We start from the raw sequence: 24,955 nt of genomic DNA, 5'->3' as shown, positions 1-24,955 counted from the left end.
CTGTTAACGCATGACAAGCGTGATGACTTAACTGAAGGCTCTGGGCCGCTGGCCGGAAAGCCCTTCCGAAAACGTGGAGCGCCATGGATGGCGCGACCGAGCCCTACAGGGACGTATTTACGGGCGTTTTTCGGAAGGGCTTTCCGGCCAGCGGTTTACACCAATGCGAGCCTACTTACGACTGAAATACAGAACCAGACGATCACCGACCATCTGCAAAACCTGCACAAAAATAACCAGCAGCGCCACAGTGATCACCATCACATCCGTCTGAAAACGCTGATAACCGAAACGAATCGCCAGATCACCCAGTCCGCCACCGCCGATAACACCGGACATGGCTGCGTAGGACACCAGCGTTATGGCCGTAACAGTAATGCCGGCGATGATGCCCGGAAGCGCCTCTGGCAGCAAGGCTCCGAAAATGATCTGGCGCACGCTGGCTCCCATTGCCTGGGTCGCCTCAATAATGCCCCGGTCAACTTCCCGCAACGAGGTCTCCACCAGCCGGGCAAAGAAAGGCGCTCCGCCTGCCACCAGCGGCGGAATGGCACCTGCCACGCCCAGAGAGGTGCCTATTAGCATCACCGTAAACGGAATCATCACAATCAACAGGATGATAAAGGGCACCGAGCGCAGCACATTCACTACAAATGACAACACAGCGTAGGCAACAGGCTGCTCCAGCAACTGGCGTTTGCCCGTAAGAAACAACAGCACACCGATCGGCAGGCCAGCCAGTACACTGAACAGCAGCGACATACCCACCATGACCAGGGTGTCCCAGCTGGCTATGCCAATTTCCGGCCAGTCCACATTACTCAACAAGGCTTCCATCAGCGAACCACCTCCACGTGAACATCGGCAGCTTCCAGCGCGCTCATGGCAAGATCCAGGTCGCCGCCTACCAGTGACAGAGTCAGCTGGCCGTAGGGCGTGTCCTTGATGTGATCAATGCGGCCGGAGAGAATGCTGAAATCCACTCCCGAGGCCCGCGCAACGCTGCCCAGCAACGGCTGGTATGTGGACTCACCTCTGAACGTCAGACGCAGGATACGGCCATTGGCTTTTTGCAGATCCTGCTGGCGTTCCTCGCTATCGACATTTTCACTCTCGAACACGAAATCCCGGGTGGTTGGGTGTTTCGGGTGCAGGAATACATCGCTGACCGGCCCCATTTCCACTATCCGGCCACCATCCATCACAGCAACGCGGTCACAGACCCGGCGTACCACATCCATTTCGTGTGTTATCAGGACAATGGTAAGACCCAGCTCCTTGTTGATCTCTGCCAACAACCGGAGCACAGACTGGGTCGTCTGCGGATCCAGAGCGCTGGTGGCTTCGTCACACAGAAGAATCGTAGGCCTGCAGGCCAGAGCCCGGGCGATGCCGACACGTTGTTTCTGGCCACCGGAAAGCTGTGAAGGATACTTGTCTGCGTGGTCAGTAAGGCTGACACGGGCCAGCAGCTCCTGCACACGATCCCGGATTTCCGCTTTGGAATAGATGCCTGCCAGCTTCATCGGGAAGGCAATATTATCCGAAACGGTTTTTGAGGAAAGCAGATTGAAGTGCTGGAAAATCATGCCGACTTTACGGCGAAACGCTCGCAGTTCAGCAGCGCTGTATCGGGTGATGTTCTCGTCATCAATCAGAATATCGCCGCCAGTAGGCGGTTCCAACAGATTGATCAGGCGAACCAGGGTGGACTTGCCAGCCCCGGAATGCCCGACGATACCGAAAACCTCACCGGTTTCGATGGTCATATCGGTCGGATACAGCGCGGGGATCGCCCGGCCGCCCACCTGATACGACTTCTGTACCTGGTTAAATACAATCACGGTCAGCGCCTTGTGAGTGCAGAATTAAGGCCGGCGATTATAGACTATTCGCATGCCAAACCCGAATGCGGGTTTTCCCCACATACTCAGCTCACTGACCGCCCAGGCAAATCTCTTAGTGCAACGCCCGCAACTGCCGGGGATACAATGCAGCACTTACCTCGGGCTCTTCCAGAAGATCGGCCAGTTCAAGATCAATGCCGGACTCTTCACCATGCTCCGGCAAAGGCTCAAACAGCGTGCTGAGCCAGGATGTGATCGAGGGCTCTTCATCCCGCCGGTAGTCCGTCGTCAACGCTTTGATACGGCGAAAGCCGATGATGCGCTGGTGCTTCGGATCCCGGATCTGCTCAAATCCACGCCAGTACACATGATCCCGTGTGTGGAGCTGCACAAACAAGGTGTCTATCGGCTCGTTTGACTCATCCCCGGAACCATCGGCACTATTGGCATTATCAGCACCAGTTGCCGAAGTCGCGGAATTGGATTCAGCGCCTTCAACGCCTGCCGGCTCTGTTCTTTTCTGACGGACCGTTGTCCATGCAGGGTAAAGAACCGCCACAGCGTCTGCTTCAACATGCTCGCGGGCAGCCCGAAGAATCAGGCCCCAGCGTGCCTTGTCGGCATCAGTTTCAAGTGAGTTGATGGGCAAGTCATAGCTTTGTTCGCTGGACAGGACAATCGCCATCATCGGAGCATCAAGCTCCCCCATGGCTTCTGCCTGTGCTACTGATACCAGTTCATCGATTGCCATCGGTTGGTTCATAATACGCTCGCCTCCACGATGCCATCAGGGTAAATCAGGAAATAAGTATCCCTGACACACAGCATAGCCTGTTACGCATTGAAAGATAAACGTGGGGATTCGATTAACGGATCACAAGCCTGAAGCCGGGAAAACAGATCGTATTGGGAGTAACATCCACAGAGATTGCCCGGAACACGACGGACAAAGCATTTATGATCTCAAGATTCGCAAGCTTGCGTCAGCTCACCCTCACTTTCATCCTGATCACATCAGGGCAGACATCCGTTCTGGCGGAAGAGGGGACGATTGAGGATGAACCTGCGGAGGCTGCAGGCTGGACTGCCATTGTCCGGGACTCGCCTTACTGGGCGAGCCAGGGCGTTTATCAGAACATTCTTACCATCCGCCGCTGGGTGCTGAAAGAGAAGGGCTACTGCTCAAGCGCTGAGCGCCATATCCTGTTCGACATGCGTGGGCAATTTCTGGGCTGGATCAGCAACGGGACCGACCGCGCAGCAACCCAGAAGCGCCTGAACGATACCCGCCAGTCGCTACACGAAAAAGGGCGGACCGAAGACTGGATTGCCGGCGACCCTGACACCAAAGGCTACCCGTTTGCACTGGCCTGTGATCAGCCCCATGTAAATCTGGACCTCGCCAAAGACCGCTATCTGGGCATCCAGACCAGGGATCGCGTATGGGGTGTCTGGGACGACCTGTCCTTCGCAAGCCGCGAACAGCCCGGATCACTTCATGATGCGCTGATGTACGTCGTACAACACAGGAGCGGACAGAACCGCTTTGCCCTGCCGGAGGTACTGCCCAGATACCTGGCCGGGCAAATCCTGATTGAAAGCGGCGGGCAAGCAAAAGCGCACTCCCGGGCCAACGCCAAAGGTATTCTTCAGCTTTCTCCTTCGGCACTGAACGACTGCCAGATCAAACCCGGGAACTACTGGCACCGGCTGGCTCAGATTGATTGCGCCTTGCGCCTGATGCATCAGAATGCCCGCAACTTGCGGCCTGCCTTCGAAGAGCGTTTTGGTCACCTGCCGGAAAATAAACGCAATGAACTTTTTGTGTTGTTGCTGGTGCAGGCATACCACGGTGGGGCAGGCCGTATTCAGGCGCTTCTTGATGACGAGACACTGGCAAAGCCAGCAGAATATTTTGCTGCCAATCACCAGCGCTTTACTGCCGGCGACATCGCATTCGGCATGGTATTTCATAATCTTGGCCGGGACCGGCTGGGGCTGGCGTCACTGTATTACGTGGCTGATGTACAGCTGGCAACCGAGGCCCTGTGCCTGACACCTCAACTGGAACCCACTGAGTTCTGCTCATGGAAATAACACTGCTGCCAGAAAGCCTGAGCCTTTCGGTGGCGCTTTTCCTGCTCGGCAGCTCGGTTATTACCTCAATGATCACCGCTAGTCTGGGCGCAGGCGGGGGTGTTCTCCTGCTGATACTGATGGCCTCATGGATGCCCGCAGCGGCAATCATACCGGTCCATGGCATGATACAGCTGGGCTCCAACAGCGGCCGTATGGCGCTAACCTGGAAGCATATCGACTGGCGGGTTATTGCTGCCTTTGTCCCGGGCGTTATCGCCGGGGCAATCGCCGGCGCCTGGCTATTGGTAAGCCTGCCGGCCTATCTGTGGCAGCTGACCATTGCCATGTTTGTGCTTTATCTGTGCTGGGGCCCGGCGCTGCCGAAAGGTGCGTTTGGCAGTACCGGTATTTTCATGGCATCAGCAGTCACCAGCTTCGTGAGCCTTTTCGTGGGTGCCACCGGCCCTCTGGTGGCGGCGTTCATAAAACAGATCCATGGAGACAGGTTTCAGGTGGTTGCAACCTTTGCGACTGCGATGGTTCTGCAGCACGCCCCAAAAGCCCTGGTATTCGGCATGGCCGGGTTTGTTTTCGCGCACTGGCTGCCCTTCATCCTTGCCATGATTACCTGTGGTTTTGCCGGCACCTGGCTGGGATTGCGCCTCCTGAATTCTATCGATAACCGCTGGTTCAGTAAGGCACTCAACCTGGTTCTGACCATCCTGGCTTTGCGCTTGCTCTGGCAAGCCAGCCTGGCAGCAGGCTGGTGGCTCTGAGCACACAGGTTATTGCTCCGGCAGAGCATTGCAATATCCCGCTTGCAGCCTTCTGATTTCCCGAAGCAAACATCCTCACCAAGGATTCACAAAACCCGCCAGAGCCAGGCACCCCAGCTGGCATCGTGAAGGATATGTACTTGCAAACTCAATGATAATCGTTATTATTTGTGTCAACTTTCAGTAAAGAGCGACACCTATCATGAGCGATTTTCTGGCGCCCCTCGGCTCCGCAGTGACTGATGGCCCTCTCAACCAACTGTTAGCCATGGGCGGGCCAGTTATGATGGTGCTGCTTGCAATGGCAGTACTGGGCCTGGTCACGTTTGTTTACCTGATGTTGTTAGGCGCTCTTTATGCGCCCAGATTGTCCAGGAAACTTAAAAATATTATTGCGCAGTGGCAACAGAACCCTTCTGAGGTAAACCCTCAAGCGGTCCGTGAACAGACTGGCGGCCTGGCAAAACTGAACCCTTTACAGAATCTGGTCATCAATACCATTGAGGCACGCCAGAAAAATCAGGACGACCGCCATATTCGCGAAACCTCGGCGCGGGATGCCCAGCATGGACTCGAGCCATTTGAAGCACCCCTGAAGATTATCGAAGTGATCGCCGCCCTTGCACCCTTGCTCGGCCTTCTGGGAACCGTGCTGGGGATGATGGAAGCCTTTAGTGCCATGGCGGCAACAGAAGGCCGCGCCAATGCATCACAACTAAGCGGTGGCATTTATGAAGCGCTGACCACAACCGCCGCAGGCCTTGTCGTTGCCATTCCATTCGCAGCCCTGGCAGCATGGATAGAATTCCGTTTACGGCGTATCCACAAAGTCGTAAACAGCACACTGGTTTCTGTACTGACTGTAACCCCGGAAGCCTTTTCCGCTCAGCAGGAAGTCGTAAGTGAGGCGGTGAATGAAGCCCCGGCGGCAGCCAGCCGGCCCCGGGCGGAATCACAGGAAAAGCATGCAACTGAAGCCCTCAGCAATCAACGTTTCGTCCATGCAACTGGTTGAACCACGGCCCAACCGGCCAATACCGATCCGTATAACACCACTGATTGATGTGGTGTTCATCCTGCTGGTATTTTTCATGCTGACCAGCCGCCTGTTACCGGTGGATCACCTGGAACTTGCCAACAACACAGACGGCCGAAGCACCATAACAGGCGAGCCATTGCCCCTGCTGGTCGTTACGGAGAGTGGAGAAGTAGAGTGGCAGGAGTTCACTCTTCCAATCAGCCAGTTGCTGCCTGAGCTTCGCAATGCTGGCATCTCCGAAGTAAACCTGACTACCGCACCGGATACTCAGCTGAACCTGTTCACATCCACCCTGGGCGAACTGTCCCGTAATGGCATTCAAACCCACTGGAAACGTGCGACAGAAGAAACACCATGATTGAACTGGTCCCACCACCATCCACCTCAGGCAAGTCTCTGATGGAGCGGGTGGAAGATGCCCTGCTGCCACTTATCAACCTGGTTTTCCTGCTGTTGATGTTTTTCATCGTTGCGGGGCAGCTTGCAGACGACCCTTTACCTGACCTGCCAGCGACTCCTCCGAGTGCCGAGCAACACTCGCCCCATGCCGATCTGTTTGTAGACGCGGAAGGAAGCTGGCGAGTCAGCGGTGAAACACTGGATGAGCAAACCATCCTTCAGCGACTGCCAGAACCGGATGCGCAGAACCCGCTTAAGATCGCTGCTGACAGCGCCATTACCATGGCCGATCTTGAAGCCCTTTTACGAACGTTGGAGCAGGGCGGTTTCGAGGAAATTCTGCTACTGACGGAGCCTGAAACATGAAGGACACCGGAAGAGCGGCTCGCATGGGCCTGCTGGCAATCTCCGTTGTTCTGAGCGCAGGCATTCTCCTGGCGGCCGCACCGGAAAAACCCATTGAGCTGAACCAGCTCGGCAACGCGGCCGTCAATACAGTACCCGCCGTCAAAATCTCGCTTGCGGGGAAATCCGCACCTGCGCCCGCAGAAAAAGCCGAGCCAGAAGCTGTACAGGAAACCAAGCCAAAGCCAAAGCCAAAGCCAAAGCCAAAGCCAAAGCCAAAGCCAAAGCCTGAAAAGAAACCGACTCCCACGCCAGAGCCAGAGCCAGAGCCAGAGCCAGAGCCAGAGCCAGAGCCAGAGATGGTAGCGGAGCCAGAGACAGCTGCAGCTACCGACGTACAAACGGATAGCCCGGCAACAGAGACGGCAGCCAGCGACACTTCAGAGCCCGCCCCCGAAAATGGCGACGCCCAGTCACAGTCGTCTGTGCCATTGCAGAATGCCGGTGATCCGTCCGCGGTTGACGATTACCTGGCGAAACTCAGCAGGCACCTCTCGCGTTTTTATGAGTACCCCCGCAGGGCCCGCAGGCTCGGCCAGGAAGGCGCTCCGGTCATAACCTTCGAATTTCGCCGGGACGGCTCACTTGTTGGTCATAGCCTGCGCCAAACATCCGGACACACACTGCTGGACGAAGCAGCCCTCGCCATGCTCAAACAGGCTGCACCTCTGCCCCCTGTACCCGCAGGCATGGCCGGCCGAACGTTTACCTATGCACTTCCTGTAAGATTCAGCTTGCGCTGAATTCCGCACCATTGCAGCGCGATTCGCACTGAGCCGGTGCGGAAACCCCAGGTCACCCGAACCGGCCCTGATTGTTTAATTCGCCATTACTCTTTGAATAAAAAAGCTTTTATCTGAAGCCTGCAAGACTGGCACGGCACCTGCTGAGGTCTGTTCAGCAGATATTGATTATCTGCCCACACAAAAATCTGTTTCAGACGACGGCGTCTGCTCACACCTGCCAATCAACGGCAGCCTGTGAGCGACGCCGTTTTTTTTCGCCTGTCGAAAAGACGGCCAGAAAAACACAGGGGTTCAAGTTATGTCTTACATCATGCCTTCGGAATTCGTCACCAAAATGGTGGACGCCGGTGAATCAAAAATCTACATGGCCACACGGGACGTGCTGATCCGGGCCTTCATGGCCGGTGCTATTCTGGCTCTGGCCGCAGTGTTTGCCATTACCGTCGCCGTTCAGACCGGCAGCCCGCTGGCGGGGGCCATGCTGTTCCCTGTGGGCTTCTGCATGCTGTACCTGATGGGCTTTGATCTGCTCACCGGGGTATTCATGCTGACGCCTCTGGCCCTGCTGGACAAACGCCCGGGAGTTGATGTCAAAGGCATACTCCGCAACTGGGGCTGGGTGTTCCTGGGTAATTTTGGCGGCGCACTGACAGTGGCCATCATCATGGCGTTTGTCTTCACCTACGGTTTCAACACAGACCCCGGTGCTGTTGGCGACAAAATTGCCAGCGTAGGCAAGGTACGGACCCTGGGTTATGCCGAATACGGAGTTGCTGGCTGGATAACAATTTTCCTGCGCGGCATGCTGTGCAACTGGATGGTTTCCATGGGCGTAGTTGGCGCCATGATTTCAACAACAGTCCCTGGCAAGGTAATGGCTATGTGGATGCCAATCATGCTGTTCTTCTACATGGGCTTTGAGCACTCTATCGTCAACATGTTCCTGTTCCCGTTTGCCCTGATGATGGGCGGCGAGTTCTCCATCATGGACTACTTCTTCTGGAATGAGGTCCCGACTGTACTGGGCAACCTCGTAGGCGGCCTGTCCTTTACCGGTCTCACCCTGTACACAACTCACATCCGTACGGCACCCAAGCGCATCATACCAGGCAGCTACACTGGCGAACTGGCCCGCTCCAACTGAACGATTGCAGCAGGCACAAAGCCCGGGGGCCGCACCCTCCGGGCTTTGTGCCCTTGCCTGAGGCAAAGCAACCTATGACGAGCCAGCTCTCAGTTACTATCGGCCAGCATTCGGAAAAAGGCCGCAAGCCGGTTAATCAGGACTTTCATGGATTGATAGCCCCGGATAATCATCAGCTCTTCTCCAAGGGCATCGCAGTGGCCATTGCCGACGGCATCAGCTCCAGCAACGTCAGCCAGATTGCCAGCGAAGCCACGGTTAAGGGTATTTTGAGTGACTATTATTCGACCCCGGACAGCTGGTCGGTCAAACAGTCCACTGAGAGAGTTCTGCGGGCCAGTAATTCCTGGCTGCATGCCCAGACCCGCCAAAGCCGCTACAGGTATGATCAGGACCGTGGTTATATCTGCACACTCAGTGTTCTGATTCTGAAATCTGCCACGGCCCACCTGTTTCACGTGGGAGACGCCCGGATTTACCGGTTACAGGGGAGTTCTCTGGAACAGCTGACCACCGATCACCGGGTCTGGCTGTCCCGGGATGACAGTTGCCTGAACCGGGCCATGGGCCTGAATCCGCACCTGGACATTGATTACCAGACCCTTCCGTTATGGCCCGGTGATACATTTGTGCTGGTGACTGATGGCGTATATGAGCACCTGCCCGGGCATGACATGGCCCGGATCATTCAGGAATCTGCCAGCGATCTGGACGCTGCGGCCAGACAGCTCACCGAAACAGCCTTCCGCAATGGCAGCGAAGATAACCTGAGCGCACAGATTGTGCGGGTAGATTCGATACCCGCCAGAAAAAGCAGCGAAGAAGTCACCCGGGATGCGTACCAGTTGCCGTTCGCTCCGGAACTGATATCCGGACAGATGCTGGATAACTACCGGATTCTCCGCCAGATTCATACCAGCAGCCGCAGCCATGTCTATCTGGCGGTGGACCAGGCCAGCGATCAACAGATTGCCCTGAAAGTACCTGCCATGGAAATGCAGCAGGACCCCGGGGCTCTGGACCTCTTCGCTACCGAACAATGGGTAGCCCAGCGCATCAGCAGCCCCCATGTAGTGAAGCCCTTTGCTCCGGAGCGACAACGCAGTTGCCTTTATCTCGCTACCGAATACGTGCAGGGGACCAGCCTCAAGCAATGGCTGCTGGACAACCCGAAGCCTGGTCTGGAAACAGTACGCCAGTTGGTAGAACAGATAGCCAGGGGACTACGGGCTTTTCATCGGCTGGAAATGGTGCATCAGGATCTGAAACCGGAAAATATTCTTATCGATAAACAGGGCACAGTGGTACTGATCGACTTCGGAGCCACCCGTATCGCCGGCCTTCAGGAACTCCAGGAGCATGACGAACCCTCCTGGCCCCGGGGTGCAGCACTCTACAGCGCACCAGAGGCTTTTCTTGGAGAACCCGTCAGCTGGCTGGCTGACCAGTTTTCCCTTGGTGTGATCACGTATCAGTTGCTGACTGGCCAATTACCCTATGGCACCCGCGTCCCGGGAATCCGCAACCGGAGCCAGTTACATCGGCTCAGCTATCATCCCGCCCGTCTGCACCGGGAAGACCTGCCCGGCTGGGTTGATGAGGCTCTGGCCCGCGCCCTGCATCCCGAACCCCACAAACGCTATCCGGCCCTGTCGGAATTCCTGTTTGATCTGCGCCAGCCCAGCCAACACTGGAATCAGCAGCACCGTAAACCCCTGATCGAACGCCATCCGGTAGCCTTCTGGCAAGGGCTGTCGGCTCTACTGCTGCTCGCTCTGATGCTGTCGTTCGCTTTTCGCCCGTGATCCGGTATGGCAATCCAGCACTCTGAAACCATAAATATGCGGCAGACACTGCAACGAAGATTCTAACCACGGCTTCGTTTGATTTTTTTCATTTCAGGCCTTGCATGAACGACGAATACCCATCGCCTGAAACAACTACGACCACAGAATGTGGTGGGGTTCCAGACAGGGTTGAACGGTCGGGCCATGGCAAACAGGTTATTCGAACGTTATTCTTGTGAAGAATCTATTACCCGAACCACGAGGCCTGCAACCTGTTAACTGCCATGAGTGACCCTGAACTCCAGGCCCGAAAACTCGGTGAACTGATGTGTGCTGTTACAGAGCAGGTTCTCTGGCAGCCTGCAGCCGCGCAGGTCAAAGACCGCGCTGCCGGCAGCACCCTGCTATGCCGGGTAGGTTCAGGGCAGGCCACCTATCATCGTTTTGATCCGCAATTTAAACAGCATCAGATCACCTATGGTCTTCGTATGATCCTGGCAAAACACACCCCGGATGCAGCCAGTGGATGGCTCTCCAGCAGGGAGATTCACCAGCGGGGTTATTTTTGCGGTGAGCAGAGTACGCTTAATCTGCTGGCACACACATGCTGCCACGAGTTCGCGCACCTGTTGCAACACAGTGCCGGGCAAAGATATCGCGGTTCGGTTCACAATCGGTATTTTTACAATATTCTTGATGAACTGCATCAGGATGGCCGTGCTGAGGCGGCCCGGGAGGCACTGAAAAAGCAGGCCGGTGCTTACCGGATTCCTTTATCCAGTACTCCTTTTCAGCTCCCTGACCCGGTACTCCAACCTTCTCACTGGCAAGTATCGGATGCGGTAGTTTTTGGCTCAGGCATCCGGGAGGTTCACGGCGAGATTGTCCGGGTCAACCGGAAAACGTGCACAGTGAACGGGACAGGTAAGTTCCGGGGTCAGCGTTACCGCGTTCCCATTTCGATGCTGCGCAGGACGCACTGAACAAGTCGTTTACTTCAACACATCCGCCATAGAAACCAGCGCCCGCGCAACATCAGAGAGTTTTTTGCCCTGATCCATTGCCAGCTTCCGAAGAACCCGGTGGGCTTCATCGTTGCTGATCCGGCGATGCTGCATCAACAGTAAAACTGCCTTCTCCTGAGTCTTGCGGTCTTCGAGAGCTTCCCTGGCACTTTGAAGCTCATCGTTCATCTGCCGCAGACGACGGGTTTGTTCCTGCACCAGGTCAAAGATGGAACGGCCAGTCTGCTGGCTGACTCCTCCGCTTGAGAATGCATCGCCTGTATTGCCACCGCTGCCTGAGTCACAAAGAACCAATACCGGCTGAGTTGATGCCCCTTCAGTATCCAGTGACGCAATCAGCGTCTCCTGGTGCGCCAGGGAGTTTCGGGCGTCACCAAAACGCTCAATACAGCTCGCGTGAAAACAGCCTTCCACGGAATCCTCCACCCTTTTCAACGCATCGATACGTTCTGTCATCAGCTTGAACCACTGATCTGCCAACTGCGAGCCAGGATCTTTGAAGGACCCTACGGACAATGAAAGACGCCTCAGCCGCGCAATTTCGCTCTCACGATCATGCCCGCAAACTTCCTGCCAGAGAGCCAGTGAACCTGCATCCGCAAAGTTGGAAAACACCTCCAGACAGCGTTCCTGTGCCTCGCACAGGTGCGCCATGCGCTGTGATAGTGCACGACTGAAGCGACCACTTGAAAACCCGGCAGAGCCAACCGCCCGCTCTTGTCCACAGAACTCCTTCCCATTCATGATGTGGACCATAGCGACCAGCGGCCCGGCGATTGTGGGGTCTACAGCCGTATCCGCGGCCTCAAACACAACAGCAATGAGGTGATGTATAAGACAGCTGTAGTCCTGGGTAGCTGATTCCGCAGTGATTTTCCGGGCAACGACACAACGCCTCAACTCACCAAGGCCTTCAAGGCTGTGCAGGGCGCTCGCAATCTGATTCAGCAATCGGCTGCTTACCGGGTGCCCCGTGAGTTCCTGATGGATTTCAGCCAACGCCTGCTCGAACTCTGCCCTCAACCGATCTGATTCCTCCGATAGCACCTGCCGTTCATTTACATACGTCTCACCGGCGGAGCCGAGAAAAACATTAGACGCGCCACGTTCACGCTGAAGCCCATGTACCAGACTGCTGATACAGGGGACCAACCGGCCCATCTGGAGAAAGTACTGCAGGCTCATGAGTTCGCAGGTTTTGGATGCGATCAGGTAATCCGCTGCTTTGGGTATATCGGGCACAGCATCACGTTTGGTACTCATCGGGAAACTCCGGGACACAGTTAACCTGCCAGGCCTTTTCTGGAACATTCTGGCTGGGACTCCAGAGAACGGAGCAATTACCGGGCCACGAGAAACCAGCTCTAAAGCCGTGCAACCCGCCCCGCCACAGGGCAGGTTTTCGGGTTTCATATGCCACTTGAAAAGCAGTTTTCATTCAAACCATTGATTTAATACAACTTGCAAAACTGGCACGAAGATAGCTTTACCTACAGTAAGGATGAATATTCCGGCCATGGATCAGGTCGGACCATCAGATCATTGTTGTTGGCATTGGCGCCGGACCATCGATTTCCCTCTTATGGGAATAGATGCTCCGGCTTTTTTTGTTGTGGAAAAGGAAAAGTGGCATGAGTAAGAAAACCCTGGTAGTGATCGGCAACGGCATGGTGGGCCACCATTTTCTCGAGCAGTTCACCGCCAGCCCCGCTGCCACTGACTATGAAATCATCGTCTTCGGTGAGGAAAAGCAACTGGCCTATGACAGAGTCCATTTGTCCGAGTATTTCGGTGGTTCTACCCATTCGGATCTGGCGATGGGTACGCCGGAATGGTACACCGGGCAGGGCATCCAGCTGCACCTGAATGAACAGGTAACCGGCATTGACCGGGAGACCGGCACCCTGGCTACTCCCCGGGGCAGCTACCACTATGATGAACTGGTACTGGCCACGGGCTCTTTTCCTTTCGTGCCGCCAATCGAAGGGAATGACAACCCTCACTGCCTGGTCTATCGCACTCTGGATGATCTGGATTCCATTCGTGCCAGCTCTGAAGGTGCCAGCACCGGCGTCGTTGTAGGCGGTGGCCTGCTGGGGCTGGAAGCAGCCAACGCTCTCAAGAGCCTGGGACTGCAAGCTCAAGTGGTTGAGTTTGCACCCAGGCTGATGCCGGTTCAGCTCGATGCCGAGGGCGGTGCTCTGTTGCGCCGCAAGATTGAAGAGCTGGGCGTCAAGGTGCATACAGAGAAAGCGACCACGGCCATTACTAAAGGCGAGGATGCCCGCCTGCGCATGAATTTCAGCGACGACTCTTTCCTGGAAACTGACCTGATTGTCTTTTCCGCCGGCATCCGCCCGCAGGATGCTCTCGCCCGTGCCAGTGGTCTTGAGATTGGTGAACGCGGCGGCATCGTGATCGACAATCATTGCACCACCTCGGACCCCCATATTCATGCCATTGGTGAGTGCGCGCTCTGGGAGCAGAAGATTTTCGGCCTTGTGGCCCCCGGCTACACCATGGCCCGGACTCTGTCCGCCGTTCTGAACAGTGATCAGGAAGCGGCCTTCACCGGTGCTGACATGAGCACCAAGCTCAAACTTCTGGGGGTAGATGTGGGCTCCATCGGCGATGCTCATGCCCAGACTCCGGGCGCCCGCAATATACGCTTCAATGATGAGCGGGCAGGCCACTATCGCCGTATGGTGGTCAGCGAGGATGGAAAGACCCTGCTGGGCGCCATCCTTGTTGGCGACAACAGCCACTATGACACTCTGCTGCAATACGCTCTCAACGGGATTACCCTGCCGGCAAACCCGGAAGCCCTGATCCTGCCGGAAAACCAGGGCGGGGCACCCGCACTGGGGCCAGATTCTCTGCCAGAGACGGCATCCATCTGTTCCTGCCATAACGTGACCAAAGGCGATATCTGCTGTGCTATCGATGCTGGCTGCTCCGACCTCGGCAGCGTCAAGGCAGAAACCAGGGCCAGTACCAGCTGCGGCGGCTGCACAGCTCTGCTCAAAAACGTGGTGGACTGTGAGCTGGAAAAGCGCGGCGTGGAAGTGAGCAAGGACCTGTGCGAACACTTTCCGTACAGCCGCCAGGAGCTGTTCCATCTGGTCAAGGTCAATGGCATCCGCACCTTCCGCACATTGATCACCCAGCATGGCAAAGGCCACGGCTGCGACATCTGCAAGCCCGCAGTCGGATCCATTCTGGCTAGCTGCTGGAACGACCATATTCTTGCTACCGACCATGTGCCTTTGCAGGACACCAACGACACCTTCATGGCCAATATGCAGAAGAACGGCACCTACTCCATTGTGCCGAGGATTCCGGGAGGCGAGATCACTCCGGACAAACTGATTGTGCTGGGTGAGGTAGCCAAGGAATACGACCTGTACACCAAGATTACAGGCGGCCAGCGAGTTGACCTGTTCGGCGCCACACTGACTGAACTGCCGGAGATCTGGGAGAAGCTTATCGCCGCTGGTTTCGAGACGGGTCACGCATACGGGAAGTCCCTGCGCACAGTGAAGTCCTGCGTTGGCAAAACCTGGTGTCGTTACGGTGTGCAGGACAGCGTCGGCATGGCGATCCGGCTGGAGAATCGCTACAAGGGCCTGCGGGCACCGCACAAGTTCAAGATGGCTGTGTCTGGCTGTACCCGCGAGTGCGCGGAGGCTCAGAGCAAGGACTTCGGGGTTATCGCCACCGAGAATGGCTGGAATCTCTATGTCTGCGGCAATGGTGGTATGCGCCCGCGCCACGCCGACCTGTTCGCCACAGATCTGTCTGATGACGAGCTGATCCGCACTATCGACCGGGTGGTTATGTTTTATGTGCGCACGGCCGACCGACTGCAGCGCACCAGTGTGTGGATGGAGAATCTGGAGGGCGGTCTGGGCTACCTGAAACAGGTGGTTCTGGAAGACAGTCTGGGTATTTGCGCTGAGCTGGAAGAGCACATGAACAGCGTTGTCGATACTTATCAGTGTGAGTGGAAAACGGCAGTGGAAGATCCCGAGAAGCGCAAGCGGTTCCGGGAGTTTGTGAATGAGCCAGAACAGAAAGATCCGGTGCAGCAGTGGACCAGTGAACGGGGGCAGAGACGGCCCGTTCTGGAGTCTGCGTAACCTCCCCGGAGTTGAAGGTGAGAGGGGGGCGGGGTGCTTTTCCGCCGGGAAAAAATGTCTGAGCGCAGCGAGTTGTTTTTCCCAGAGGAAAAGCACCCCGCCCCCCTCGCTGGCAGAAATCCCGGCAATCGAAAATCGAAAGCTTAAGGAAAACACAGATGAAAACTCGTACTTGTTGGAACTCAGTTTGTACTATCGACGATCTGATTCCGGAATCCGGAATTGCAGTCTGGACCAAGGATGGGCCGGTTGCGGTATTTTATATGCCGCACTGGCTACCAGCACTGTTTGCCATCAGCCACACTGATCCGTTCAGTGGTGCGAACGTTCTGGCTCGGGGTATCACGGGGGACCTTAAAGGTGCGCCGGTTGTCGCGTCGCCACTGTATAAACAACACTTCAATCTGAAAACCGGTGTCTGTCTGGAAGACGAGTCTGTTATGGTAAAAACCTATCCGGTTCTATTGGATGGCAACGAGATCCGCCTGGGGATCCCTGAAGACCAAAGGGAAGCTGTGGCGGCCTGAGACAAGACAAGGATCACCAATAAAAAGGGGTGCCGCCCGTGAAGCCTCTCAGCCCGACTGACCAGCTTTTCCTGTGGCTGGAGAAACGCCAGCAACCCATGCATGTGGGTGGATTGCAGATTTTCTCATTTCCCGACGATGCTCCGGATGACTATGTCGCCAGGCTTGCTGAGCAACTCCGCAGCAATACGGAAGTGACAGCGCCTTTTGATCGTCGCCTCGACAGCCGGTTGGCACAACCGGTCTGGGTGCGCGACAAACATCTGGACCTGGAGCACCACGTTCGTTTTGAAGCTCTGCCCACGCCGGGGCGTATTCGCGAGTTGCTTGCTTTTGTTTCTGCCGAACATTCGCACCTGATGGATCGTGAGCGCCCCCTGTGGGAGTTTCACCTCATTGAAGGGCTGGGAGACAGGCAGTTTGCGGTTTACATCAAGGTTCACCATTCCCTGGTGGATGGTATTTCTGCAATGAAGATAATCCAGCGGATGCTGACAACAGCCCCCTCAAAGCGCAACATGCCGCCTCTGTGGGATGTGTCGGCGCAACCGAAGCCAGATGAGGACCGGAGCGGTCCTTCACTGTGGCACAGCGTCGGACACCTGCTGGAGCAATCGGGAAAGCAACTGGGCACTGTGCCGGCTGTTGCGCGGGAATTGCTGCGCACCATTAACACCGGCCGCAAAAGCCCGGCACATCAGTCAGTGTTTCAGGCTCCGCGCAGCATTCTGAACCAGAAAATTACGGGCTCCCGCCGCTTCGCTGCTCAGTCTTACTGCCTGAAGCGGATCAAGGCGGTCTGCAAGGCCTATCGTACAACAGTTAACGATGTGGTCACGGCTATGTGTGCCAGTGCTCTGCGCACCTACCTGATGAATCTGGATGCACTGCCGGACAAGCCCTTGATTGCCATGGTACCTGTCTCACTACGAAAGTATGAGCGCTCCGACTGCGATAAGGCAGAGGACAATCAGACCGGAGGCAACCACGTAGGCGTTATTCTGGCCAACCTGTATACGGATGAGAACCACGCCGGCACCCGGCTGCTCAAGATCCACCAGGGCATTCAGGAAACGAAAGACCGTTACGCGCTTATGTCACCGGAAGAAATCGTCAATTACACCGCTTTGACTCTGGCACCCGCAGCATTTCATCTGCTCACCGGGATGGCTCCGAAGTGGCAGACCTTCAATGTGGTCATTTCCAACGTGCCGGGGCCCCAAAAAACCTGTTACTGGAACGGCGCGAGGCTGGAAGGCATATACCCCGTATCCATCGCTATGGACCGGCTTGCTCTGAACATGACACTAACCAGCTACAACGATCATATAGAGTTCGGCCTGATCGGATGTCGCCGCACGCTCCCAAGTGTCCAGCGTATGCTGGATTACCTGGAAGACGGGCTGGCAGAACTGGAGCAGGGCGTCTTCAACTAAATATGATTTCGCTGTTACGCTCTGAAATCTGATCATTCAATGTCCAGAAATCGTAGAGAATACCAATCAGAAAGAGGCCGCCGGTCAGCAGGTAGATAATCCCTGTGATCCATTTGCCCATATACATCCTGTGCAAGCCGAAAACGCCGGTGAACGTGAGCAACAGCCAGGCAATGTTGTAATCTACCGCACCCGCCCGGAACCGGCGGTCTGCCTGTTCGTCCATGGATGGGATCAGGAAGAAGTCGACAATCCAGCCAACCAGAAACAGCCCGAAAGTAAAGAACCAGATGGTTCCGGTAACCGGCTTTCCATAATAAAACCTGTGAGCCCCGAGAAACCCGAAGATCCAGAGCAGATATCCAAACAACTTGCTGTGCGTGTCCGGCCGATAAGTCATAGCAGGTTCTCCGGCGGAGGTAGGGTTGAATCCATTACATGGGGTTAGCCTGTCAGCTCCACAACCCCTTTGCGCCACAATCGCCATTCCCCAGGCTGATAGACATCCCACTTTTCATCGGTGGTCAGTGGCTCGGTTACAATAACGCTGACTATATCGTCTGGTGTAGTTTCAGATTCGAAATCCACAATGACGTCTGCATCTTTAAGCCGGGCGGGGCCAAAGGGGGCTCGCCGCGTAATACTCGCCATTTTGGTGCTGCAGTATGTGAACAGCCAGTCGCCATTGCTCAGTAACAGGTTGAAAACTCCCTGATCGGCGTAGTTTTTTGAAAGCTGAACCAGGTGTTCCGTAATGGTACCGGCAGAATCGTTACGATCACCGTGGTTGCGCAGGTGGTTGAGTATGTCGCAGAACAGCGCCTCACTGTCCGTATCGCCAACCGGCTCATAGAAGCCCGGAGACGGGCGAAATTCAGAGAGTTGCCCGTTATGGGCAAACACCCAGTAACGGCCCCAGAGCTCGCGTATGAATGGATGAGTGTTGGCCAGGCAGGTTTCGCCCACGTTGGCCTGGCGGATATGGCAAACAGCCACTTCGCTCTTGATAGGATGAGTCTGGACCACTTCGGCAAGGCGTGAGTTGGAGCTGGCATCTACATCATGGAAGGCCCGCACACCCTTGCCTTCGTAAAAAGCCACGCCCCAGCCATCCTTGTGAGGCCCCGTATCTCCACCTCTGCGGGTAAGCCCGGTGAAGCTGAAGCAAAGGTCAGTTGGCGTATTGGCGCTCATGGCCAGTAATTCACACATAAAGCGAGGCGACTCCTTGCCATTACGGCATCAGATATACATATTCTTGCGGGAAAAACGCTCTACCAGAGGCTGGTAAGCCGAACCCAGCAGCCGGTTGATGGCATCTATGCCCCAGGCATCCAACCCAACAAGAATACGGGATTCATTCTTCAGAATGCCTTTGATAATAGTTTGAGCCGCTTTGTCCGGCGTTGTCATCGCCAGTTTATCAAACCCCTTGCGCAGAGCTGCGCCGTTTTCGGTTGCCCCCATACGCGCCGAGTTGGCAATGTTGGTCTGGATGCCTCCCGGGTGTACACAACTGACGCTGACTGGTTGTTTTTCCAGCTTCATTTCCTGACGCAGAGATTCTGTAAACCCGCGAACCGCAAACTTGGCAGCATTATAAGCACTCTGCTTAGGCACACCGATCAAACCAAAAACACTGGAGATATTCACAACATGGCCATCACCAGAGGCAATCAGGTGCGGCAGAAAAGCCCGGGTGCCATGAGCAACCCCCCAGAAATCAATGTCCATAATCCACTGAAAATCTTCATCGGACATGTCTCTCACGGTTGAAGACAGAGCAACGCCTGCATTGTTAATGATCAGATTGGCCTGACCGAAGTCCCGGACCACCTCATCTGCATGAGCATAGATAGCATCCCTGTCGGCCACATTCAGCACGTAGGTTTTAACGTCTGAGCCGCTCAGCGCCGCGGCTGTTTCGGCCAGCCCTACTTCGTTTACATCCGACAACGCCAGTCTGCAGCCCCGTCTGGCAAGTGCATTAGCGAGCGAGCGACCGATACCTGAGCCCGCTCCGGTGATAACCGCCACTTTGTTTTTCAGATCTTTCATCGCTACAGACCTCTTGTTGTGTGTTGTTCTTATTAAACAAGATACTCTAACAGCCGCCGCTGATCAGCAAATGGCTGCAGGTATCTGATTTACATTGCTCGCTGGCAACTCTGACTCGGCCTGCGCTTTTGGGTACAATCCCGAATCTCCCAGGGCCTCGACCTTGCGGATTACTTAAACCCTGAACCTGCGGATTTTCTGTATGGAATGGAGTCTTACGCATTTCTGGCTGATTCTCGCCCTTGTACTGGGCCTGGCTGAGCTGACATCCGGTGTGCTTGTGCTGCTGGCACTGGCTATTGCTTCTGCTCTTACCGCTCTGCTGGCCTATATCGGCACCTCTTTCGAGTGGCAGCTTGTGGGCATGGGCGTGTTCTCTGGCCTGCTGGTGCCTGTCGCTATCCGCTGGATCCGCCCGCGCTTTTCACCGAAAGGCGTAGCTTACGGAACCACTGGTACCGGCGTGGAACAAGGACAGCGCTATCGCACCCTGAAGCGGGACTTTGATGGCGCTGCAGGCATCAAAATTAACGGCGATTTTTACCGGCTGAGAGACGAAGCAACCGGAGCCACCGATTTTCCCGAGGGAACCGACGTTATTTTCAGCCAATTCGACGGCACTACCGCCGTTGTTCAAACCGTCACACAAAAGGAACAGTAAGCATGGAACCCTACATTTCACCAGGGCTGATCATCAGCCTGATTGTTGTCGCTATCGGCATATTCATCATCGCCAAAGGACTGGTGATCATCCGTCAGTCCGAAGTTATGGTTATTGAGCGTCTGGGTTCATTCAACCGCGTGCTGGAAAGCGGCGTTAACATCATTATTCCCTTTATCGAGCGTCCCCGGGCCATCACCATGCTCCGCTATGTCCGCATGGGTGACGAATACCACCCGATGATCACCGATGAAAGCCGCATTGACCGCCGGGAAACAGTAATGGACTTTCCGGGCCAGCCTGTGGTGACCACTGATAACGTGACCGTAAAGATCAACGGTGCACTGTATTACCAGATCATTGACCCACGTCGTGCAGTGTACGAAGTGGCCAATATGAGCCAGGCCGTTGAAGTACTGGCAAAAACGACCCTGCGCTCAGTAGTGGGCAAGATGGAGCTGGATAAACTGTTCGAATCCCGCGCAGAGGTGAACAACGCCATTCAGGCAGAAATGGAAGAGGCAGCCTCAAAATGGGGTGTGAAGCTGACCCGGGTGGAAGTTCAGGACATCAGTATGCCGGAAGAAGTGGAAGATGCCATGCGCCTGCAAATGGCCGCAGAGCGTAAGCGCCGGGCCACCGTCACTGAAGCTGAGGGTGAAAAAACTGCAGCGATCGCCAAGGCACAGGGCCAGCGCGAGTCTGCCATTCTCAACGCTCAGGGCGACAAGGAATCGGCCATTTTGCGCGCCCAGGGTGAGCAGGAATCTATTCGCCTGGTGCTCAGCGCCATCGGCGACTCCGAAGACAACAAACAGACGGTAATCGGCTACCTTCTGGGGCAAAGCTACATCAAAGTGTTGCCGAATATGGCAAAAGACGGCGAGCGGGTGTTTGTACCCTACGAGTCTTCTGCTCTGCTGGGCTCTATGGGCATGTTCCGGGAACTGGCCGGCAGCCCGGAGGACGTAGTTCGGCAGTCGCTGCAAAAAGACGGCCTGCGTGGCGGGCTCGTTGGCGGCGCCAGCAGCGTCTGATCTGACCATGAAGTACCCGTGACAAGCCTGCCGGACAGCCGTCCGGCAGGCTTGTCACGTTCCAGTTCCCGCACAGATGTCAAAAGCAATCAGCTGTTGTGGTTTTCAACTTTCAAGCCATTCTGACGTATCCGCTGCACGTTAAGATTCATCAGATGTCTCAGTACATAACGATAGAGGATTTTTTTCAGCCCGCGCAGATTGCTCCCATACTTACCGTAGAACTCATCGGGAGTATCAAAACGTCCAAAATCATCAGCTATACCCTCTGCCTGAATATAAGTGTCATTTCCATTGAACTCATTATCCGGTTTCTGCAGACACGGCACAGAAATACCATATCCGCTAAAGCCTGTCCGGTCCGGAAACGCCCGTTGGATCTGTGTTAAAAACATCTGATCAATGATAAAACCTTCGACGTTTATCCATTCGCCGTCCAGCAAAACCTCCACCCAGCTGTGCAAAATACGTTCAGGGGCCAGGGGCATCAGATATACCGGAACAGCTCCACTCTGTAAGGTATTGAAAATAGTAAATCCGTGGAAGCGACATGGTATTTCCAGAGCACGCAGCAATGCCATAAACAGCGTACTTTTGGTATTGCACTGACCATAACCATCGGCCAGGACTTCACTCGCCGGAATGGCATCGTCGCGGTTGTATCCAAACTTTATTTCATCTCGCAAAAAATAATAGATACCTTTTACAACATCCTGGCGGGCCAGGCTTCGCCAGCCCTGCTTATGGATCAGGTTCTGAATACTTGCGTGGCTGTAATCAAGAATGGTTGTTTCAGCTGTATATCGACCGTTCATACTGAGCTCCTATGGTTTAAGGGCACCATAGCGGTCAATAAAACTTTAAAATTGAATAAACTGGCTATCCTGAATCCCGAAAGCTGTTCAACAGCTGTTTTCCTGTCATCCCGAACGTAGCTTTAATCGTTCTGCTGAGATGGGAGCTGTCACTAAAGCCCGCCAGATATGCCGCTTCAGTAGCCGTTTTACCCCGCCTGATCGTTTGTATGGCGCATATCAGCCGCCGCCACAACAGGTATGGCCGCCACGCAATACCCAGCTCCGCCTTCACCAAATGCAAAAACCGGCTCTCAGACATTGCCAGCCACTCTGCCACCTCTTTTGCCCGCCACGCGTCGGGCTTCAGGCAGTCAACACCAAAACACTGATCCAACCGCGCAAGCAACCTTGCGAGTCGATCATCCTGACAAAGGTATGGATTGTTCTGCATTGCATGCACCAGTTCAGGGAATTCACCTAGCTGCTCCAGAAGTATATTCAGCCGGGCGTCCGGCTCTGCGAATGGCAATCGCGTTGGTAGCTGGCTTATAGCCTCACCTAACAGGCTTTCTGGCTCGGCCAGCATTACCCAGCCACTTGGCATGCACAGTTGATGTATTTCATCGGGTTTTATCACTGTCCCGTATTTCAGTGGCTGCCCATTCAAAACGCTGGCAGCACTGGGCAGGCAAACCTGCCACAAGGCGTGCTGGTGAGGGTCGGTATCGACCGAGTGGCCGTAGGCAAGGGCCATACCCGGCGCGAAATAAGAGGCTGTTTCCAGCAAGTTTGATCTATTGCCCTGTTCGTTCAGCGGAAATCACCCCAGCAGGTTATCCAGTGGTTTTTCATAGTCAGGCACGCACAACCCTATGGTGATTCTTCTCAGCAATAGTCATTGCGCCCTTGTGCTCAATAGAGCTAATAGGTGACTAAATCAGAATAACGAAATACGTCCTCTTCCAGCGTCCCAAGTGTCTCCGCCCGAAACTAGCCCAGCAACAAAGAACACTATATTTTGCTTAGGCTCGTCACGGCCACCTATTCTCTAAAGGCTATTTATACTGGCGTTTACACTCGTCACAGGTTGGCATTCAACGCAACAAGAATAAGCTGATGATATGTTATGAAGCTCTAGTTTCGTTGGCCCTCCTGTATATCACTTATTGCCAAGCTCAACGCGACGAGAGATTACCTGTACAAATTGGAGACTTACTCGTGTACGAACACATTCAATTTTTTTGCAAAGTGAAGCAACCTCATGGTGTCGACGGCACTAAATTGCCTTGCCGAAATTTTCATGGTTTACTCCTGTTAAAACATGGATAGAGCAAGCGCAAGGATGTTGCATGATACTCGGTAACCAGGGTTCGTCCCCTTTTTCCCTTTCTGTTTCAGACAAAACTCCGTTGAATCCTTTCTCAGCAATGCTCAAGCTTCAAGCAGTAGCGCACAGTTCGCTGAAAGGTTTACAGATACGCTGAGCCCTGGCTGGCAACGTTATTTCAATGGCATTTTCAACCACCCTAAGACTTGGTGGATTGGCATCATCCAAATACAAATGGTGTCTGGGACTTGGGGTAACAGGCATAAAGCAAGAGCCATGCTCCGACAACAGGCGTTGGCCCGAGTGCTCAGGCAACTGCTTGCAGAGGAAAACCAGAACGCATCTCGGGAATTGATCCGCCACGCCGTTCGATTCAATTTAAAATACCGCAAGGCTGATATTGCCGGTCGTCTCCATGGTGGGGTTTTTACCAACTTCGCCAGCACGGGTGGGCGGCTAGGGAAATTGGCTGGAGCGAAGACAAGAATTCCTGTAAGTGCAACTAATCTCATGCTAGCAACATTCGGAGCGGCAATACAGTCAATCGCGGAGGGGCTCGAAACGCCTGATCATATTGTGAATGCCGCGATAAGCGGCAAGGTACAAAAGCTTCCTGAGGGTTACCGTTCACTAGCTCATGCATCACCAAACGATGGAAAGGTTCTACAGCTGACAAATGCGGTAGCGGCTGGCCTTCACGGAGTTTCTGCCGTTAACAACATCGCCCCAGGCCCTGTCCCTATCTCAGAGTTCTGTTCTCGTCCTGAAAACATAAAACTGAGAGGGTTGTGTCAATGAAACGAATACGTGATACCGAGTTTATAAGAACACTACCCGAATCAATCGCGTACCTTTTGAGTGACTTTTCACTCTACATCGGGTTGTTCGTTGCTCTGATAGGAAGCGTCTATATTGGCTCTTGGTGGGCGTTCCCTGTGATTTTTTTACTTTTTATAGCGCTTGGGTGGGGGTTAGTAAAATTAAGTACTAACTACCGAAAGAGGAAAGACGGCTGACAGCACCAGAAAAATGCTGAAAACCCATGCTCAGGTACGACAACTATTTTACCGCGTCCTGTCTCCCCTCTTTGTTCGTAATCAATACGACCATCACCCCAGCAGGTTATCCAGTGGTTTTTCATAGCCTGGGGCAAACACTTCCATAAAATACGCGACTTCCGGCAATGGCTCCCGTTCAAGTCTCTGCCGGATCTGCTTCTCTGCCGGCTCAAACTCCCGGTTGCCCGCACGCACTTCCGCCTGGCATTTCAACCAGGCGGACAAACGGTCTGCTGCCTTGATCAGTTCACGATCTTCTGCCGGCAACCGGGACTCCTGAAGGTAAGGGGCAAAATCCTCGCGCAGGTCGTCTGGCAACAAAGCCAGCAACTCGGCCTCCGCTTTGTGTTCAATATCACCGAAAACCTCACGCATAACCTTGGAGTGATACTTCACGGGCGTCGGCATATCCCCCGTTATGACTTCAGTGGCATCGTGATAGAGAGCTGCGGCAGCAATTCTGTCGGCGTTTACCCGGCCACCGAAGTGACGGTTACGAATCAGCGCCAGCGCGTGAGCCAGAGTGGCTACCTCCCATGAATGAGTTGCCACATTTTCTTCAATCGCATTACGCATCAGCCCCCAACGCTTGATCCAGCGCAAACGGGAAACGTAAGCAAAAAAATGACTGCTGGCCTTGGGCACGGGCTTCATTCCTTTTAATATCT

Annotated in this window: 25 protein-coding genes; 15 read left to right on the top strand and 10 right to left on the bottom strand. The window is 54.7% G+C overall.

The window, feature by feature from the left end:
• Nucleotides 1–171: 171 nt before the first annotated feature.
• The 3 genes from CPA50_RS12100 to CPA50_RS12090 all read right to left on the bottom strand — a co-directional run bounded on the left by CPA50_RS12100 (nt 172) and on the right by CPA50_RS12090 (nt 2,610).
• A complete protein-coding gene (locus CPA50_RS12100; protein WP_096782767.1) occupies nt 172–837 on the bottom strand; it encodes a methionine ABC transporter permease in 666 nt (221 codons plus the stop codon).
• Entirely contained in the window at nt 837–1,844 is a 1,008-nt protein-coding gene (locus CPA50_RS12095) for a methionine ABC transporter ATP-binding protein (protein WP_096782766.1), read from the bottom strand. Before CPA50_RS12095 ends, CPA50_RS12100 begins: the two co-directional genes overlap by 1 nt.
• A 115-nt stretch (nt 1,845–1,959) precedes the next feature.
• A complete protein-coding gene (locus CPA50_RS12090; protein WP_096782765.1) occupies nt 1,960–2,610 on the bottom strand; it encodes a hypothetical protein in 651 nt (216 codons plus the stop codon).
• Nucleotides 2,611–2,804: 194 nt separating this feature from the next.
• Between CPA50_RS12090 and CPA50_RS12085 the strand changes: the two genes are divergently transcribed.
• From CPA50_RS12085 to CPA50_RS12045, 9 genes are all read left to right on the top strand, one after another.
• Nucleotides 2,805–3,944: a transglycosylase SLT domain-containing protein gene (locus tag CPA50_RS12085; RefSeq protein WP_096782764.1), complete on the top strand. Its 1,140-nt coding sequence runs from the start codon at nt 2,805–2,807 to the stop codon at nt 3,942–3,944.
• Nucleotides 3,935–4,702 (top strand): sulfite exporter TauE/SafE family protein, encoded by a 768-nt coding sequence (locus CPA50_RS12080; protein WP_096782763.1) that lies wholly within the window; start codon nt 3,935–3,937, stop codon nt 4,700–4,702. Before CPA50_RS12085 ends, CPA50_RS12080 begins: the two co-directional genes overlap by 10 nt.
• Nucleotides 4,703–4,904: 202 nt before the next feature.
• Complete coding sequence (locus CPA50_RS12075; protein ID WP_096782762.1) at nt 4,905–5,717, top strand: MotA/TolQ/ExbB proton channel family protein; 813 nt, start codon at nt 4,905–4,907, stop codon at nt 5,715–5,717.
• Entirely contained in the window at nt 5,668–6,099 is a 432-nt protein-coding gene (locus tag CPA50_RS12070) for an ExbD/TolR family protein (protein WP_227519618.1), read from the top strand. The genes CPA50_RS12075 and CPA50_RS12070 overlap by 50 nt, the downstream gene beginning before the upstream one ends.
• A complete protein-coding gene (locus tag CPA50_RS12065) occupies nt 6,096–6,506 on the top strand; it encodes an ExbD/TolR family protein (RefSeq protein ID WP_096782760.1) in 411 nt (136 codons plus the stop codon). The genes CPA50_RS12070 and CPA50_RS12065 overlap by 4 nt, the downstream gene beginning before the upstream one ends.
• Nucleotides 6,503–7,288 (top strand): energy transducer TonB, encoded by a 786-nt coding sequence (locus tag CPA50_RS12060; protein WP_096782759.1) that lies wholly within the window; start codon nt 6,503–6,505, stop codon nt 7,286–7,288. Before CPA50_RS12065 ends, CPA50_RS12060 begins: the two co-directional genes overlap by 4 nt.
• A gap of 301 nt (nt 7,289–7,589) precedes the next feature.
• On the top strand, nt 7,590–8,435 hold the full coding sequence (locus CPA50_RS12055) for a formate/nitrite transporter family protein (RefSeq protein WP_096782758.1): 846 nt from the start codon (nt 7,590–7,592) through the stop codon (nt 8,433–8,435).
• A gap of 74 nt (nt 8,436–8,509) precedes the next feature.
• A complete protein-coding gene (locus CPA50_RS12050) occupies nt 8,510–10,240 on the top strand; it encodes a bifunctional protein-serine/threonine kinase/phosphatase (protein WP_096782757.1) in 1,731 nt (576 codons plus the stop codon).
• Between the two features lie 266 nt (nt 10,241–10,506).
• Entirely contained in the window at nt 10,507–11,205 is a 699-nt protein-coding gene (locus tag CPA50_RS12045; protein WP_096782756.1) for a hypothetical protein, read from the top strand.
• Nucleotides 11,206–11,214: 9 nt separating this feature from the next.
• Here the strand turns inward: CPA50_RS12045 and CPA50_RS12040 are convergent, their stop codons facing one another.
• Nucleotides 11,215–12,510, bottom strand: a complete 1,296-nt coding sequence (locus CPA50_RS12040; RefSeq protein ID WP_096782755.1) for a nitrate- and nitrite sensing domain-containing protein — start codon at nt 12,508–12,510, stop codon at nt 11,215–11,217.
• Between the two features lie 368 nt (nt 12,511–12,878).
• Here CPA50_RS12040 and nirB point away from each other — a divergent pair, with 368 nt between their 5' ends.
• The 3 genes from nirB to CPA50_RS12025 all read left to right on the top strand — a co-directional run bounded on the left by nirB (nt 12,879) and on the right by CPA50_RS12025 (nt 17,349).
• Complete coding sequence (gene nirB / locus CPA50_RS12035) at nt 12,879–15,386, top strand: nitrite reductase large subunit NirB (protein ID WP_096782754.1); 2,508 nt, start codon at nt 12,879–12,881, stop codon at nt 15,384–15,386.
• A gap of 158 nt (nt 15,387–15,544) precedes the next feature.
• Nucleotides 15,545–15,913: a nitrite reductase small subunit NirD gene (nirD, locus tag CPA50_RS12030; protein WP_096782753.1), complete on the top strand. Its 369-nt coding sequence runs from the start codon at nt 15,545–15,547 to the stop codon at nt 15,911–15,913.
• A gap of 38 nt (nt 15,914–15,951) precedes the next feature.
• Nucleotides 15,952–17,349: a WS/DGAT/MGAT family O-acyltransferase gene (locus tag CPA50_RS12025; protein WP_096782752.1), complete on the top strand. Its 1,398-nt coding sequence runs from the start codon at nt 15,952–15,954 to the stop codon at nt 17,347–17,349.
• Here the strand turns inward: CPA50_RS12025 and CPA50_RS12020 are convergent.
• The 3 genes from CPA50_RS12020 to CPA50_RS12010 are packed head-to-tail and all read right to left on the bottom strand — an operon-like array spanning nt 17,342 to nt 19,407.
• Nucleotides 17,342–17,749: an NINE protein gene (locus CPA50_RS12020; RefSeq protein ID WP_096782751.1), complete on the bottom strand. Its 408-nt coding sequence runs from the start codon at nt 17,747–17,749 to the stop codon at nt 17,342–17,344. The two genes, CPA50_RS12025 and CPA50_RS12020, sit on opposite strands and share 8 nt — an antisense overlap.
• Nucleotides 17,750–17,793: 44 nt before the next feature.
• Entirely contained in the window at nt 17,794–18,561 is a 768-nt protein-coding gene (locus CPA50_RS12015; RefSeq protein ID WP_096782750.1) for a class II glutamine amidotransferase, read from the bottom strand.
• 30 nt (nt 18,562–18,591) lie between these two features.
• Complete coding sequence (locus CPA50_RS12010; RefSeq protein WP_096782749.1) at nt 18,592–19,407, bottom strand: SDR family NAD(P)-dependent oxidoreductase; 816 nt, start codon at nt 19,405–19,407, stop codon at nt 18,592–18,594.
• Between the two features lie 202 nt (nt 19,408–19,609).
• Between CPA50_RS12010 and CPA50_RS12005 the strand changes: the two genes are divergently transcribed.
• Together CPA50_RS12005 and CPA50_RS12000 are read left to right on the top strand one after the other, a co-directional pair.
• A complete protein-coding gene (locus tag CPA50_RS12005; protein WP_096782748.1) occupies nt 19,610–20,068 on the top strand; it encodes an NfeD family protein in 459 nt (152 codons plus the stop codon).
• A gap of 2 nt (nt 20,069–20,070) precedes the next feature.
• Nucleotides 20,071–21,105, top strand: coding sequence for an SPFH domain-containing protein (locus CPA50_RS12000; RefSeq protein ID WP_096782747.1), 1,035 nt, complete (start codon nt 20,071–20,073; stop codon nt 21,103–21,105).
• 89 nt (nt 21,106–21,194) lie between these two features.
• Here CPA50_RS12000 and CPA50_RS11995 read toward each other — a convergent pair whose 3' ends face one another.
• Nucleotides 21,195–21,920, bottom strand: a complete 726-nt coding sequence (locus CPA50_RS11995) for a transglutaminase-like domain-containing protein (protein WP_096782746.1) — start codon at nt 21,918–21,920, stop codon at nt 21,195–21,197.
• Between the two features lie 64 nt (nt 21,921–21,984).
• Nucleotides 21,985–22,689, bottom strand: coding sequence for a helix-turn-helix transcriptional regulator (locus CPA50_RS11990; RefSeq protein WP_143750745.1), 705 nt, complete (start codon nt 22,687–22,689; stop codon nt 21,985–21,987).
• Nucleotides 22,690–23,532: 843 nt separating this feature from the next.
• Here CPA50_RS11990 and CPA50_RS11985 point away from each other — a divergent pair.
• Nucleotides 23,533–24,027, top strand: coding sequence for a hypothetical protein (locus tag CPA50_RS11985; protein WP_143750744.1), 495 nt, complete (start codon nt 23,533–23,535; stop codon nt 24,025–24,027).
• A 311-nt stretch (nt 24,028–24,338) separates the two neighbouring features.
• Here the strand turns inward: CPA50_RS11985 and yfbR are convergent, their stop codons facing one another.
• Nucleotides 24,339–24,932, bottom strand: a complete 594-nt coding sequence (yfbR, locus tag CPA50_RS11975) for a 5'-deoxynucleotidase (protein WP_096782742.1) — start codon at nt 24,930–24,932, stop codon at nt 24,339–24,341.
• Nucleotides 24,933–24,955: the final 23 nt, after the last annotated feature.

The organism is Marinobacter sp. ANT_B65, assembly GCF_002407605.1.
In the GTDB taxonomy this organism is placed as follows: Bacteria; Pseudomonadota; Gammaproteobacteria; order Pseudomonadales; family Oleiphilaceae; genus Marinobacter.
This window is presented reverse-complemented; position numbering and strand designations above follow the sequence as displayed.

Bases quoted from the DNA above. Each gene is read 5' to 3' on its own strand.
- CPA50_RS12090 (WP_096782765.1), bottom strand. From the start codon at position 2,610: ATGAACCAACCGATGGCAATCGATGAACTGGTATCAGTAGCACAGGCA.
- CPA50_RS12015 (WP_096782750.1), bottom strand. From the start codon at position 18,561: ATGTGTGAATTACTGGCCATGAGCGCCAATACGCCAACTGACCTTTGC.
- CPA50_RS12040 (WP_096782755.1), bottom strand. From the start codon at position 12,510: ATGAGTACCAAACGTGATGCTGTGCCCGATATACCCAAAGCAGCGGAT.
- CPA50_RS11995 (WP_096782746.1), bottom strand. From the start codon at position 21,920: ATGAACGGTCGATATACAGCTGAAACAACCATTCTTGATTACAGCCAC.
- CPA50_RS12065 (WP_096782760.1), top strand. From the start codon at position 6,096: ATGATTGAACTGGTCCCACCACCATCCACCTCAGGCAAGTCTCTGATG.
- CPA50_RS12020 (WP_096782751.1), bottom strand. From the start codon at position 17,749: ATGACTTATCGGCCGGACACGCACAGCAAGTTGTTTGGATATCTGCTC.
- CPA50_RS12005 (WP_096782748.1), top strand. From the start codon at position 19,610: ATGGAATGGAGTCTTACGCATTTCTGGCTGATTCTCGCCCTTGTACTG.
- nirD (WP_096782753.1), top strand. From the start codon at position 15,545: ATGAAAACTCGTACTTGTTGGAACTCAGTTTGTACTATCGACGATCTG.
- CPA50_RS12055 (WP_096782758.1), top strand. From the start codon at position 7,590: ATGTCTTACATCATGCCTTCGGAATTCGTCACCAAAATGGTGGACGCC.
- CPA50_RS12050 (WP_096782757.1), top strand. From the start codon at position 8,510: ATGACGAGCCAGCTCTCAGTTACTATCGGCCAGCATTCGGAAAAAGGC.
- CPA50_RS12070 (WP_227519618.1), top strand. From the start codon at position 5,668: ATGCAACTGAAGCCCTCAGCAATCAACGTTTCGTCCATGCAACTGGTT.
- nirB (WP_096782754.1), top strand. From the start codon at position 12,879: ATGAGTAAGAAAACCCTGGTAGTGATCGGCAACGGCATGGTGGGCCAC.
- CPA50_RS12000 (WP_096782747.1), top strand. From the start codon at position 20,071: ATGGAACCCTACATTTCACCAGGGCTGATCATCAGCCTGATTGTTGTC.
- CPA50_RS12100 (WP_096782767.1), bottom strand. From the start codon at position 837: ATGGAAGCCTTGTTGAGTAATGTGGACTGGCCGGAAATTGGCATAGCC.
- CPA50_RS12080 (WP_096782763.1), top strand. From the start codon at position 3,935: ATGGAAATAACACTGCTGCCAGAAAGCCTGAGCCTTTCGGTGGCGCTT.
- CPA50_RS12075 (WP_096782762.1), top strand. From the start codon at position 4,905: ATGAGCGATTTTCTGGCGCCCCTCGGCTCCGCAGTGACTGATGGCCCT.
- CPA50_RS12060 (WP_096782759.1), top strand. From the start codon at position 6,503: ATGAAGGACACCGGAAGAGCGGCTCGCATGGGCCTGCTGGCAATCTCC.
- CPA50_RS12045 (WP_096782756.1), top strand. From the start codon at position 10,507: ATGAGTGACCCTGAACTCCAGGCCCGAAAACTCGGTGAACTGATGTGT.
- CPA50_RS12010 (WP_096782749.1), bottom strand. From the start codon at position 19,407: ATGAAAGATCTGAAAAACAAAGTGGCGGTTATCACCGGAGCGGGCTCA.
- CPA50_RS12085 (WP_096782764.1), top strand. From the start codon at position 2,805: ATGATCTCAAGATTCGCAAGCTTGCGTCAGCTCACCCTCACTTTCATC.